The organism is Bradyrhizobium sp. (assembly GCF_016219575.1).
GTDB lineage: Bacteria > Pseudomonadota > Alphaproteobacteria > Rhizobiales > Xanthobacteraceae > Bradyrhizobium.
Window position 1 is genome coordinate 37,618 of record NZ_JACRMG010000012.1, and the last position, 14,171, is coordinate 51,788.

The window sequence follows — 14,171 nt, forward strand, 5'->3', positions numbered from 1 at the left end:
CCGGCGCGTCAGCGAAACACGCGGTTGCGGTGACACCAGCGGATGAAGACATACACCGACCAGACGCGCGACCAATAGAAGCCGGCCCCCCCGTCGAGATAAGTTTGCCAAAGCCGTCCGACGGCTCCCGGATCGAGACCGCAAGGCGCGATCGCCTGCGGGTCGCGCATGGTCTGGTCCATGACCCCCCTGAGGCCCTGTCGAATCCACCGGTCGAACGGCAGCACGAAGCCGCTCTTCGGACGATCGAATAGCGCCGGATCGAGGCCGCGCAGGCCGATCCGCCGCAGCATGGCCTTGCGGCCGAGCGGCTGATAGCGCGCCTCATCCGGCAGGCGATCGAGGGCCTCGAACAGAACGTGGTCGACCAGCGGCACCCGCTGCTCCAGCGAGGCGGCCATGCTGGCCACGTCATTGTCGCGCAGCAGCCGCTCGCCGAGGAATAACCTCTGCTCCAAGACGCTGATTGCCGACAACGGCGTGCGGCCGCTTGTCTCGGCGGTGAGACGCTGGCGCATGGTGGCAGGCAGGCCATCGGCCAGCACGTCGACATAACCGGGCGCCAGCAGTTCACGCTGCCAGCCGGGGAGAAAGAGCGCGCTCGCCAGTTGATAGAGCGCCACGAGATCATCGCCGCGACGTACCATGTCGGGAAGCTTGGCCCAGCGCGTCTGTGGCGGCACCGCCTGACCGGAATTCCGCAGCGGCCAGGTCGCCAATGTCGCCGCGGCCACTTGCAGGCCACGCGGCACGAAGCCGGCGCGGCCGAGCCAGCGCTGCAGGACCGGCAGGTCCCGGAAAGTCGGATAGCCTCCGAACAGTTCGTCGCCGCCGGTGCCCGAGAGCGCAACGGTAAATCCCGCGTCGCGAATCGCGCGTGACATGAAGTAGGCGTTGAGTCCGTCAAACGTCGGCTGGTCGAGACTGTCGAGCGCCGTCTCCAGATTTGCAACGAACTGTGGCTCCGTCAGCACCACTTCGTGATGCTGGGTGCCGATCGCTGCGGAGATTTGCCGCGCAATCGGTCCCTCGTTGAGCTCCTGTTCTTCAAAGGCAAGGGTGAAGGTGTGGATCGGCCCCTGAGCCGCGCGCTGGGCAAGATTGGCCATCGCGGACGAGTCAATACCGCCGGACAGGAACACTGCGAGAGGCACATCGCTGGCGAGATGAAGCCGGAGTCCTTCCTCGAGGAGGGCGGCGAGCTCATTCTCGTTCATGCCGGGATCCGGCGCGCTGGCGGGGATACGCCAGAAATCCTCGTTGCGGATTTCCTCGCCGGCATCGTCGAACTCGACGAGCCGCCCCGGCCACAGCAGTTCGACACCCCTGACGGCCGTCGTGGGACCAACGACGAAGCCATTCCAGGCGCAGCTGGCGGCGGCCTGCGGATCAAGCTGCGGTGTGCCCAGCAAGCCGGAAGCCAACAACGCCCGGAGTTCCGAGGCGAAGGCCACGGACCAACCCTTATCCGGATCGGACGAGCGCGCCACATAGAGCGGCTTGATGCCCAGATGATCTCGCGCCAGCAGGAGGCGGCGCTGCTTCTGATCCCAACATGCGAAGGCAAACATGCCGCGGAGCCAGCTCATCGCCTTCGGCCCGTGCAGGCCGAGCCCGCGCAACATCACTGCGGTGTCACCGCTCGACTGGAACTGCTGTCCTTCGCCTTCCAGACGCCGCCGCAGGTCGAGATAGTTGTAGATCTCGCCGTTGAAGGTGATGACGTGCCCGGTGACCGGATCGATCATCGGCTGGACGCCGGCCGGCGACAGGTCGAGGATCGCAAGCCGGCGGTGCGCCAGAAGCGCACCCCATCCGCGAGCGTCCGGCGCAGAGCACCAGATCCCGTCGGCATCCGGACCACGATGGACCATGGCATCGTTCATCCGCTGCAACGCCGCGCGGTTGGTCTCGTCAATTTTTCCGATGATCCCGGCTATGCCACACATCAAATCGTTCGCTTCTGATGGAAGATCAGGCTTTTACGCACGTCGTAAACATCAGATCAAGAAACTTACCTTGAGGAGGCCCTCGATGAATAGCAGGCGATCCAAGCCTGAGCTCAAGGCAATTCTGTTAACACTAACCTCAAACGCTACACTCCTAGGCGGCCTGGTGCGATAAGTAGTTCAGCAGCCTATTTTATTGTGGGCGCTTCGAGGATTTCGAATGCTGGATCGGACGAACCTCAGTCGAATCGACCTTGCAGCCGCGCCAGGCCGGATCATGAATGCAGTACGCCTGAATATTCTTTGCGTGTCCCATATGCCAGCGAGCCCTCCTCGATTTGGTGCTCAAGCGCGGATACACGGGCTCATGACTCAGTTGGCGCAGCGACACGATCTGACGGTTGTCGCGCTCGTCGATGATGAATTCGATCTCGAAGAATGCCGACACGCCATGCAGGCCTATTGCCGTGAGGTTGTACTGATCCCGAATCCGTACGGTCGCGACGGTCTAGCCAAGCGAATGCTTCAAATCCGATCGATTGCATCGAGCCGCAGCTTTGAACGTCTTCGTGTGACGGTGCCGCTGTTTCAATGCGCGCTCGACAACGTCTTGCGCAGCAGGCGGTTTGATATCATAAACCTGGAGTTCCCATATCTTGGCCATTATCATCTGCGTCAGTCGCCGCCCGGCACCAAACCACCTCCCGTGATCATCGATTCGCACGAGATCGCCTATGATCTCGCTCGACAATTCGCGCGTACCCGCGGGGGATTTGCCCGTCGCGCGTACGCAGAAATCAACTGGCGCAAACTCAAACGCGAAGAGTTGGAAAGCTACGGTAACGCCAACGGCGTCTATCTTTGTAGCGCCGACGACGAACAACGTTTGCTAGACCAGCTGCCCGAACAACAAACCATGGTTATTCCGAATGCGGCTGACGTCGATTTTTTCCAACCCCGTCCTACCGATCCGACACCCGACGGCCGCACACTCGTTTACTTCGGATTGCTCTCCACGACTCCCAATGTCGACGGCGTAGTCCACTTCATTCAAACGATTTGGCCCAAGATTGCGGCGGCTCAGCCTCAGGCGCGTTTCAAGATCATCGGCAAGGCGCCGCCTCCGTCGCTGCTTGCGCTGGCGGGGCCTCGAATTGAATTTGCGGGCTTTGTAGACGATTTGCGACCGCACCTTGCAGAGGCGGCCGTCGTTGTTGTACCTCTTCGGCTCGGCGGCGGCACGCGACTGAAGATTGTCGAGGCTATGGCAATGGGCAAAGCCATCGTCTCCACAACTCTGGGCGCCGAGGGTATTGGCGCGGAGCCGGGTCGTGACATATTGATTGAAGATGAGCCGACAGGCTTTGCAAGGGCGGCCGTCAGCCTGCTCGCCGATCCGGCACTTGCATCGCGCATCGGTCAGTCGGCGCGTCGACAAGCCGTCGAGCGTTATGCCTGGAGTGAGGCTGCTCGCGGGTTGGAAGCCTTCTACCGCTGCGCGTTGGAGAAGCATCGATGAAGGTTGCGCTCATTGGTGCTGGCCAGATCGCCCGGCAGCACCTCGCATGTCTTAAGAGCCTGCCCGACATCGAAATAGCAGGCATCAGTGACCTGTCACCCGCTGCAGCGGAGGCAGCCGCCGAGCGCTATGGGGTCAGCGCCTGGTTCACCGATCACCGGGCCATGCTCGAAAAAATCCGACCCGACGTCGTTCACATCACCACGCCACCGACCTCTCACTTCCGCCTAGCTCGGGACTCTATCGACGCTGCTGCCCATGTCTTGGTGGAGAAGCCGATCACCTCGACCCTGGAAGAACTGGAGATACTGAAAGGGCAAGCCCAGCGGGGCGGCCGCCACCTCATCGAAGACTACAACTACGTTTTCAACCAGGCACCACAGCGCATCCTAGAAATGATCGAAACCGGCGAATTTGGCAAGGTCACACATATCGAAGTCCTGATCTGTCTGGACATTTTCGGGCCGGATGGCTTTGCCGATCCGAACGTTTCGCACCCCGCCCTCGATCTTGCGGGAGGCGCCATAGCGGATTTTCTGCCGCATCTCGCCTCGCTCGCACATCGCTTTGTTGGTGCCCATCGCACGGCACATTCGATCTGGACCAAGCGCAGGAATTCAATCCTGCCCTACGACGAGTTCCACGCCGTAATCGACGCCGAACGTGGTACGGCTTCCATCGGCTTCAGCTCCAATTCCCAGCCAGACGGCTTCTGGTTGCGTGTCTATGGTGAGCGAATGCAGGCGACCGCCAACCTGTTCGAGACGCGCCTGACTCTTGACGGCCCCCGGAACGTACCCAAGCCGCTTCGTTCGTTCTTCAATGGTCTGGACGAAGGAAGAACAATTCGTCGCGCAGCGTTTGCAACGCTGCTCCGCAAATTCAAGGGGCCCGGAGCTTATGAGGGCCTCTGGGAGCTACTGCGTCGGACTTACCGCGCGCTTGGCGATGGATCTGCTTTACCGGTTACAGTGAATGACATTCTGGAGGTCAACCAGATGATCGAAGCGCTCAAACCGAAGGAGCCAAAGTGATGAAGGCTCTTGTTACGGGCGCCAACGGCTTCCTCGGCCGACGGGTTGTTCTTGCCTTGCTGGCGAGAGGATTCGAAGTGCGTGCGATGGTCCGGCCAGCAACGCGGCTGGATCAACTCGATTGGCCGGCATCCGTAGAAATCTTCAGGGCCGACCTGCGTACATCGCTCGACCTGAAACGAGCCTTTGAAGGAGTCGACGTGCTGCTACACTTGGCTGCAGTCGTCTCCGGCGGTGAAGACGCTCAGTTTTCCGGAACTGTCGTTGGAACAGAGCGGCTGCTCGACGCCATGGCAGCAACCCGATGCCGCCGTCTTGTATTGTGCAGCAGCTTCTCCGTTTACGACTACGGCGCTACTCATCGCATCCTCGACGAGAACTCGCCGCTCCATCAGCTACCCGATATCTACGCACGGGACGGCTATACGATTTCAAAGTGGTGGCAAGAGCGGGTCACCCGTCGCCACGCCGCCAAGCACGGCTGGGATCTCACCGTCTTGCGCCCGGGATTCATTTGGGGTCCCGACCACAGCTACCTGGCCGCCCTGGGCCAGCAGTTCGGTCGGCACCATCTCGTGATCGGTCCGATGACGCGAATTCCCATGACTCACGTGGAGAACTGCGCAGACGTTTTCGCGATTGCTGCGACAAGCGACAAGGCACGAGGCCAGACGCTGAATGTCATTGACGGGCAAGGTGAGCGAATTTGGTCATACCTGTCAGATCATATGCGCGGCTCCGGCGCGCCTGGTTGGCGGCTCCCGATTCCATATCGGCTTGCAATCTCTATCGTACGGTTGGCCTATCTTACGGGCTTCCGGAACGCCACCAAGGTACCCAGCATCCTCATTCCAAACCGACTTGAGTCACGCCTCAAACCCCTTCGATTCGAAAATCGAAAGTTGAGAGAAACGTTGAATTGGTCTCCCCCCCTCGATTATGCCAAGTGCGTTGAGCGAACCTACCGGCCGGCGCAGCGGCCGGAAGTGCCGGTCGAGCCCGCGCCATTGCCGGCGTGAACAGCCGCTTCTTTCAGCCTGCCTCGCGCTTCGGATTCGTCGCTGTCGGAGCAAGCTTGGCCACCGGCCCGATTCCTCGCGGAAGCGATCTTTCATAGATTAACTAACGAGCAGTCGATTGGCTTTGCGTTCACCCAGCTCACGCCAGACTGAGCGAACCCGCGCATCAGGACGCGTTGCTTCTAGAGGCCACGTAAAGCCGTTTCAACCGGAGAAAGCGCTTCTCGAAGTATTCGTAGCTGACATAGGCAATCGCCAGCGAGATGGCCGCACCCAGCGTGGCCTGCAGCGCGACTGCGGCGCCATGCGAGCCGAGCCAGCGCGCCAGTTCGAACTCGGTCTGGTTAACCGTGAGATAATACGAAATGAAGTGATGATACACGTACAGCCCGTAGCTGTAGGTCCCGAGAAACATCAGCCAACGGCTGCTGAAGAACCGCGCGATAGACGATCGCTGAGGCGCCACCAGCACCCATACCAGCAGGCAGCCGAGCAGCACCTGGATCACGGATGCACGCACCGGCAGTACAAGCTCCATGCTCTCGCGCGACACCAGACGCGTCCAGGCGAAGGTGACGACGAGCAGCGCAGCGGCAACCGCAGCCACCCAGGGCAGGGCCCGCACCAGCCGGTCCAGACCTCCCGGTTGCCGCGCGGCCACGGCAAGGAAAGCGCCGAGCGCAAGGCCATCGAGACGGAACGGCGTCAGGACATAGGTAGTCCACCAGCTAAGGCCCATCAGCGATCCGGTCAGACGCGCGGCCATGGCGGCAAGCGCGACCGAAAGACACACGGCGATGAGCAGACGCGGCCGGCGCGCCATCAGATACACCGCTACCGGCCAGAAGAAGTAGAAGTGCTCCTCGATGCACAGCGACCAGAGGTGCTCCAGATAGGAGAACGACCAATCGCCCTGGATCGCGATGTAGACATTGACGGAGTAGAGCCATGCCCACCACTGACGATCCACCAGATAGTCGAGCGTCGGTCCGCGCAGGATGGGGATCAAGGGTGCAACAACGAAGACGAGCGCCAGAACGCCGTAGTAGAGCGGAAAGATCCGCAGCACACGGCGCATGTAGAAGTTCCGGAAGTAGTGCCGCTCGTCGCGGGCGTCATAGAGTATTCCGGTGATGAGAAAGCCGGACAGGATGAAGAACAATTCAACGCCGTAGGACCCGTAATTGGTGACGGCGACGATGGCGCGCTCCATCGCATTGGTCGGCTGCATGTTGCCGACAAAGTGGAGCACCAGGACCATCGAAATCGCAAGACCGCGGACCCCGTCCAGCACGGGAAGGTGGCCCTGCAGGTCAAGCCGCGCGCCAGCGTTCGACGAAATGTCCGAAGTCGCCTTCGGTTCCGTCTTGGCTGATGGAGTCACAAACGCGTGTACGAACATTTGATTCAGGTCATCGGCATCGGCGCACGCATCACCAATCGCATCCAGCGCGCATACTGTATCGATTACCTGCGCCCTTGAGCAGGGCAGTGTCGAGCGATTCCGCGAGCGCAAGTTGCGAGCCTGAAATTAGGGTTAAACGAGCGGCACGGCACATCCGGCATTAACTATTCCCGTGCTAGCAACGCCTTTCAAGAGCGGCGGCTGCTAGAATGCCACAATGCCCAGAGCTGTGACGCACCCTCCCGGAATGGATGCAGCGCGATCGTCCACCCGGACGATCGACAAGTTTGCACTGATTCCGATCCTGGCGTGCGTGTACGCGACGATCGCATTTCCACTCATCATCGCGTCTTGTTCCCCCACCGATGCGGCGTGTCTGCTGGAGGCCCGCCCGGAGAGCAAAATCTTCTGGCCGGCGCTGGCATTGATTTCGACCATCTGGGCTGCGCAACACTATTCGCGCCTCAGCTTTCCTCCCCTCATCGTCTGCCTGCTCGCCTATCTCGCGTTCGCCGGAATGAGCGTCCTGTGGGCCTTCAAGCCGGAAACTTCCTTCATCCGGTTTGCGCAGCAGGCCATGATCGTGATCTCCATCGTCGTGCCCGCAATGCTTGCGGCGCGAAACGCGGATCTGGTCCGAGGCCTCTTTCTTTGCTTCGCTCTCGCTGCGGTTCTCAATCTCATCTTCGTGTTCGTCAAACCCCCGATTGACGTCAAGTTCGCGACGTGGGGTTACCCCGGTTATTTTTCGGGCAAGAATTACCTGGGTGAATTCGCGGTCGTTGCGCTGCTGCTTTCGATTGGCGAAGCATTCCATCCGGGCAAACGGCGCTTGTTTGGCATTCTGACAGCCCTCATCTCCATCGCACTGCTTGTCCTCAGCAACTCGAAGACGTCAATGGGACTTGTGCTTCTGGCGCCAGGTCTGGCCGGCGTCACCCTGCTTGTCAGAAAGTATACGCGGCTTTCTCCGGCGATCATCTTGCTGTCGATCCCGGTCGGCTGGTTCGTTCTCTCGAGCGTAACGGGCGTCACCATCTATCGACTGTCGAATATCCTGTACGGCGACCCGACGTTTACCGGCCGATCCATCATCTGGGAATTCGTCAAGTCCGAGATCGATCACCGGCCATTGCTCGGATGGGGTTACCAGTCGTTCTGGCTCGTGGGTCCGGACGCACCCAGCATTGTCAACGCGCCGGGCTGGGTGAAGGACATGCCGAACGCTCACAACGGCTATCTCGATACGATGGTGGAGTTGGGATATGCCGGCTATGCGCTGCTGCTCGCCTTCATCATCGCAACGCTCCACGCCATCGGACGCCTCGCCGACCGCTCGCCGGCGCGGGCATGGCTGGTGCTTTCGATACTGGTCCACATCATCATCACCAACGGCCTCGAAAGCCTGTGGATGCGCGGCTTCGAAATGCTGTGGGTGCTGTTCGTGATCCTTGCGGCGGAAACGGCGCGTTATTGGAAGTCATCGGTACCGGCCAGGGCCGCGCGGGGATCGCGATCAGGCATTCCTTCGCCCGCCCCGCGAAGGCCAACGGCTGCCGCTGTTCGACTGCATCCTGCCCATGCCGCGAGGCTTGCCCGCGCCGCCTTTTCGACGCCTCCAGCCGCACCCACAATCCCCGACGGAACGACACCGACCGCCAAGGGCTAACAGCGGTTCGGTTCGCGGCATCGTTGAATGACGAGCACGGCTCATGGTGGATTCGAGGATTAATGAAGACTGTCGGCGAGGCTCAGGTTAATTAATGCACATTAACCATCGGTACCGATCGAAAAGAATTTGAAGACAAACAGAGATATATTCCCGGCGGCCGGGATCGGCATCGACAGATGCATCAGCGCGGCCGCCAGCCGGATCGGCGACCGCCCTTCAGACGATTGACGCGTGCTTGAGTAGATAGAACCCACAATGGACGCCAGAGCAGACGATCTTCCGCCTGTGACCGAATATCCTGACGGGACGTATTCCGCGGGATCGGGGACCCGTCCGCCGATCGGCGTCGCGGACATTCTGGAATCCCTGCGCAGGGGATGGCGCTTTCCGCTATACGGTCTCTTGATCGGTCTGGCGCTGGCGGCTGTCGCCTTCGTGTACATCCCGACGCCGTACAAGAGTTCCGCCCGCATTCTGGTTGACCGGAGCGTGAACCGGTACTTGCAGACTACCAAGATTGCCGAACAGCCGACCTTCGATGAAGGTGAAATCGGTAGCCAGGTCTATGTCCTTTCGTCCGACAGTGTCGTCATTCCTGTTGTCCGGGCGCTGGGTCTTGCCCATGACAAGGAATTCGTCGGCCTGCCCAAGATGGGCGGTGCGCGGATATCGGATTATTTCGGCGACCTGAAAAGACTTGTCCTGAAATCATTCGGCGCGGACTCGGGCGAAGCGGCCGACCCCGAGTCGGCTCTTGAGCGCGCTGCCGCGGAAGCCGTCGTCAAGCGCCTGACCATCACGCGCGAAGACGTTGCCAATGTCATCAACGTGGCTTTCGAAGCGGACGACAAGTTCAAGGCGGCCAGGATAGCCAATGCGATCGCGGACACCTACATCGCGACGTCCATGGATGCAAAACTGCAGTCGACCAGGGTCGCAAGCCATTGGCTTCAGGAACGGCTGGTCGAACTGAAGAAGCAAGTCGCCGATGCCGACAAGGCGCTGGAAGAGTTCAGGACGGCAAACAACCTCAAGACCGGCGCCGGCGGGCAGAATGCGGAATCGCGCGCGAATCTGAACGCCCAGCTCACCAATGCCCAGATTGCGACCGCGGAAGCCAAGAGCCGCCTCGATCGCATCCGACAACGAAGCGGCGAAGAAATCACGACGTTGATGGGCACTGATGCGCTGAACAACCACGCCAAGGGCGGTCTGACTTCGCCGGGTGAGCTCTTTTCCCTCACCAACAACGAACTGATAAGACTCCGCTCCCAATACCGGGAACTCTCGGTGAAGGCAGGTGACATCGAGGCCCAGGTAGGCGAGCAACATCCCGTTGCCGTTAAGCTCCGCCGTCGCGCCGACGGTGTGCGTGCTGCGATCGTGGCCGAGGAACAGCGTATCGCTGATTCCTATGCCAACGAGTATCAGGTAGCCAAGGCAAAAGAGGACGAACTCGCCGCCAGCGCTGCGAGACTGTTCGGCGGGTCGGACGCGACCAATGAGTTGCGGGAGCTCGAGAGCACGGCAGAAACGCTGCGCAACCTCTACAACAACACGCTGCAGAAGTTCAAAGAGACCAACACCATCGAGACCGGCAGCATTCCGGTCCAGAGCGCCCGGGTCATCTCGCGCGCCGCGCCGCCGCTCGCCAAGAATTCCAAGAAGGCGCTGGCCGTGATGGGAGGCAGTCTGTTCCTCTGCCTCTTTCTAGGCGTCGGCGCCGCGATCGGGCGCGAATGGATCGCAGACGTGCTGCGGACGCCCAAGGCGGTCGAGCAGGCCACCGGCAAGAAATGCGTGGTCCTGCCGATGATCGAGGCCAAGTCGGGACCGATTGAGGAGTATGTGCTCGATGCGCCCTACTCCCGCTCCACCGAGGCACTGCGTGGTATCAAGGCGCTGATCGATGCAAACCGCATCATTCACGGGGCCAAGGTCATCGGCGTGGTCTCCTCGGTTCCCAGGGAAGGAAAGACCACGATCGGGGCCAATCTGGCATCGCTCATGGTCGCCGCCACGGGGGCCCGCACGCTGCTCATCGACAGCGATTTCCATGTCAGGAAGCTCTCCGCCGTCATGGCCCCCGACGCACGCGAAGGGCTGCTGGAGGCAATGCAGAATCCCGTGCGGCTGCCCTGGCTCGTCTCCAGGCGGCAACGCTCGGGGGTCCATGTACTGCCGTGCGTTTCCCCGACGCGCATTCCAAATTCAGCGGAGCTGCTGGGGGCGCCCGAGATGGCGCAACTGCTGGCTGCCGCGCGCAAGTCCTATGACTGCATCATCATCGAGATCGCTCCGGTCATGTCGGTCGTGGACGTGAAGATGATCGAGCGCCTTGTCGACCAGTTCGTTTTCGTGGTCGAGTGGGGTGCGACGAAGCGGCAAGTCGTCCTCGACGCGCTTTCCGACGCGGAGATCATTCGCGACCGCATCGCCGGTGTCGTTCTCAACAAGGCGGATCCGGTGGCGCTCAGGCATGTCGAGGCCTTCAACGGCATCCAACCCGGCGACTACTATCGGGACTAGGTATTGGCCCGGCGCATGCCGGCCCACCTGCCGGTGGCTTGGGTCGGCAGCTGACGAATGCTTTCCCGCAAAGCCGTCAATCGTGCCGATCCGGCAGGTTCAAGGCACCCGTTCCGCGGTGCCGCTGCGCTTCCCGGCCGCGCCGAAAAAGCCAATCTTTGCACGGCATTAACCCTCCCTTAAGCATAACCGATCAATAATTTTCTTGGTTAGTTTCTAGTTAGTCATCCGGAGCCAGACTCTCGTGGCAAATGGCCAGCACTTTTGCGACGGGCGAAAGGCAATTCCGGTCGCCAGCGGAGCACGATTGGCGTGTCTGCCGGCGGATTTGCGCGGTTGGCTGCGCGTTCTTGCCCGGACCGCCGTTCTCTCGGCCCTCGTCGCCCACAGCGGCTGCTCCACGCTTCCGACTTCGGGACCGACCAACGCGCTGGCGCGCGCAGAGCAGCTCGACCCGGCGACCCTGCCCTATGCCATGGTCAAGGTCACGACCGACGTCGAAGCGGTACTCGAGCGCAACTCGGTCAGGTTGGGCCGGGCCTTCGTCGACCGGCGGGGCCCCAGCGAAATCCGCTTCGGCATCGGCGACACTGTCAGCGTGACCGTGTTCGAAGCCGCCGCGGGCGGCCTGTTCATCCCCGCCGACGCCGGCGTGCGCCCGGGCAACTATGTCACGCTTCCGAACCAGCAGGTCGACACGCAAGGCAACATCACGGTCCCTTATGCGGGCGCGATCAAGGCGCAAGGGCGCACCGCCGTACAGGTGCAGGCGGCCATTGTCAGCGCTCTCAAGAACCGCGCGCTCGAGCCGCAGGCCGTTGTCGCCCTCGTCGATCAGCGCGCTTCGTCCATCAGCGTGCTTGGCGAAGTGGGCACGCCGTCCCGCTTCCCGGTCAGCGCGAGCGGAGAGCGCTTGCTCGACGCGATCTCACGCGCAGGAGGGCCGAGGAATCCCGGATACGACACCTGGGTGATGCTCGAGCGCGAGGGGCGGCAGGCGGCGGCACCTTTTGCTGCGATTCTCGAACAGCCTGCGAACAACATCTTCGTCCGGCCCCAGGATACGATCTACGTGTTCACACAGCCGCAGACTTTCGTGGCCTTCGGCGCTTCGGGTCAGCAGGGGCAATTCCCGTTCGGTGCCTGGCGGCTTTCGATCGCCGAGGCGCTGGGGAAAGCCGGCGGCCTCAACGACAATCTCGCGGATCCCGCCTCCGTCTACCTCTATCGCGGCGAACGCCGCGAAGTCGCAGAGCAACTCGGGGTAGACTGCGGGCGATTCAACGGCCCGCTGGTTCCGATCATCTACAATCTGAATCTGCGCGATCCCGCGGGTTATTTCCTCGCGACTAAGTTCGAGATGCGGAACAAGGACGTCATCTTCACGTCGAACTCGACTTCGGTCGAGGCAAGCAAGCTAATGGTCTATCTGCGACTGATCACCGCCACCGTCAATGATCCGCTGATGGCCGCCGTCAACGCCTACACGGTGAAAGGTCTTGCCACGGGCACGTCCAGCGCGACGGTCGTCAATACGACCACCACCGTGAAGTAGCGCCAAGGCTGCCAACGCGCACCGGCCTGGCCCGGGACGGGGCCGGGAATAGTGCGAGGATTACTCCTGCTCCGCCAGGGAGCGAAGCGAGGCTTCGGCGGACTTCCGCCGCCTTGCGCTCTTCCCCTTCGCAGCGGCGAGCGCTTCAAGGTCCGTGCTGCGACGAAAGCGTCGAACAGGCGCCCTTCCGACGCTTTCATAGACAAAGCCGTGCTCGGCCATGTCCTCGGGAGAAAAGACGTTGCGCAGGTCGATCACGACCGGCTGCGCCATGGCTTGCCTCAGCCGTTCGAGATCGAGCCCCCGGTACTCGGCCCATTCCGTCACGATCACCAGGGCGTCGACGCCCTTCACGCAGGCATAGGCGTCGCCGGCATATTCGATATCCGGCAGTTCCTTGTGCGCCTGTTCCATGCCGACCGGATCGTGCGCGCGCACCTTCGCGCCCATGTCGAGCAAGCCGGTTACCAGCGGGATCGAGGGTGCCTCGCGCATGTCGTCGGTATCGGGCTTGAAGGTGAGCCCGAGCACGGCGACCGTCTTGCCGCGCAGATCGCCGGCAGCGGTGGCGACCTTGCGCGCCATCGCCCGCTTGCGGTTGTCGTTGACGCCCAGCACGGCCTCGACGATGCGCAGCTGCACATCGTGGTCCTGCGCGATCTTGACCAGCGCACGGGTGTCCTTCGGGAAACACGAGCCACCGAAGCCGGGACCGGCGTGAAGAAACTTGGAGCCGATCCTGTTATCCAGGCCGATGCCACGCGCGACCTCCTGCACGTCGGCGCCGACCTTCTCCGACAGGTCTGCGATCTCGTTGATGAAGGTGATCTTGGTAGCGAGGAAGGCGTTGGCTGCGTATTTGATCAGTTCCGCGGTGCGCCGCGCCGTGAACATGATCGGCGCCTTGTTCAGCGACAGCGGACGGTAGATGTCGCTGAGCGCCTTGCGTGCACGCTCATCCGAGGTGCCCACCACGATGCGATCGGGAAACTTGAAATCGCGGATCGCGGCGCCCTCGCGCAAGAATTCCGGATTGGAGGCGACGACGAAATCGGCCTTCGGGTTCACCTCGCGGATGCGCCGTTCGACCTCGTCGCCGGTGCCGACCGGAACAGTCGACTTGGTGACGACCACGGTGAAGCCTTCCAGCGCCTCCGCGATCTCGCGCGCGGCGGCGTAGACGTAGCTGAGGTCGGCATGGCCGTCACCGCGCCGCGACGGGGTGCCGACCGCGATGAACACGGCATCGGCTTCGGCGACCGATGCCTTCAGATCGGTGGTGAAGGTGAGGCGTTCTGCCTTCACATTGGATGCCACCAGCGCATCGAGTCCCGGCTCGAAGATCGGGATCTCGCCGCGGCGAAGTGCGGCGATCTTGCTTTCGTCCTTGTCCACGCAGGTGACCTGGTGGCCGAAATCGGCAAAGCAGGCGCCGGAGACCAGCCCCACATAGCCTGTACCAACCATGGCAAGTCGCATGAAACAGCCT

At 61.7% G+C, this 14,171-nt stretch carries 9 protein-coding genes; 6 read left to right on the top strand and 3 right to left on the bottom strand.

All coding sequences use genetic code 11. From position 1 onward, the window contains the following. Positions 1-8: 8 nt before the first annotated feature. Complete coding sequence (gene asnB, locus HZB49_RS12365) at positions 9-1,949, bottom strand: asparagine synthase (glutamine-hydrolyzing) (protein WP_291611643.1); 1,941 nt, start codon at positions 1,947-1,949, stop codon at positions 9-11. A 220-nt stretch (positions 1,950-2,169) separates the two neighbouring features. On the opposite strand from asnB, the gene HZB49_RS12370 reads away from it, so the two are divergent. From HZB49_RS12370 to HZB49_RS12380, 3 genes are read left to right on the top strand one after another with little or no spacing between them, the layout of a single operon-like run. Further along, entirely contained in the window at positions 2,170-3,468 is a 1,299-nt protein-coding gene (locus HZB49_RS12370) for a glycosyltransferase family 4 protein (protein ID WP_291611645.1), read from the top strand. Then, positions 3,465-4,502 carry a Gfo/Idh/MocA family oxidoreductase gene (locus tag HZB49_RS12375; RefSeq protein WP_291611646.1) on the top strand — a complete coding sequence of 346 codons (1,038 nt, stop codon included), beginning with the start codon at positions 3,465-3,467 and terminating at the stop codon, positions 4,500-4,502. Before HZB49_RS12370 ends, HZB49_RS12375 begins: the two co-directional genes overlap by 4 nt. Further along, on the top strand, positions 4,502-5,521 hold the full coding sequence (locus HZB49_RS12380) for an NAD(P)-dependent oxidoreductase (protein WP_291611648.1): 1,020 nt from the start codon (positions 4,502-4,504) through the stop codon (positions 5,519-5,521). Before HZB49_RS12375 ends, HZB49_RS12380 begins: the two co-directional genes overlap by 1 nt. A gap of 166 nt (positions 5,522-5,687) precedes the next feature. On the opposite strand, the gene HZB49_RS12385 is transcribed toward HZB49_RS12380, so the two are convergent. Next, the gene (locus tag HZB49_RS12385) at positions 5,688-6,923 is read right to left on the bottom strand and encodes an acyltransferase (RefSeq protein WP_291611650.1); all 1,236 of its coding nucleotides are present in this window, start codon (positions 6,921-6,923) and stop codon (positions 5,688-5,690) included. A gap of 220 nt (positions 6,924-7,143) precedes the next feature. Here HZB49_RS12385 and HZB49_RS12390 point away from each other — a divergent pair, with 220 nt between their 5' ends. The 3 genes from HZB49_RS12390 to HZB49_RS12400 all read left to right on the top strand — a co-directional run bounded on the left by HZB49_RS12390 (position 7,144) and on the right by HZB49_RS12400 (position 12,682). Continuing rightward, a complete protein-coding gene (locus HZB49_RS12390; RefSeq protein WP_291611652.1) occupies positions 7,144-8,595 on the top strand; it encodes an O-antigen ligase family protein in 1,452 nt (483 codons plus the stop codon). Positions 8,596-8,853: 258 nt separating this feature from the next. Then, positions 8,854-11,127 carry a hypothetical protein gene (locus HZB49_RS12395; RefSeq protein ID WP_291611654.1) on the top strand — a complete coding sequence of 758 codons (2,274 nt, stop codon included), beginning with the start codon at positions 8,854-8,856 and terminating at the stop codon, positions 11,125-11,127. 328 nt (positions 11,128-11,455) lie between these two features. Continuing rightward, on the top strand, positions 11,456-12,682 hold the full coding sequence (locus HZB49_RS12400; protein WP_291611656.1) for a polysaccharide biosynthesis/export family protein: 1,227 nt from the start codon (positions 11,456-11,458) through the stop codon (positions 12,680-12,682). Between the two features lie 60 nt (positions 12,683-12,742). Here the strand turns inward: HZB49_RS12400 and HZB49_RS12405 are convergent, their stop codons facing one another. Continuing rightward, the gene (locus HZB49_RS12405; protein ID WP_291611658.1) at positions 12,743-14,161 is read right to left on the bottom strand and encodes a UDP-glucose/GDP-mannose dehydrogenase family protein; all 1,419 of its coding nucleotides are present in this window, start codon (positions 14,159-14,161) and stop codon (positions 12,743-12,745) included. Positions 14,162-14,171: the final 10 nt, after the last annotated feature.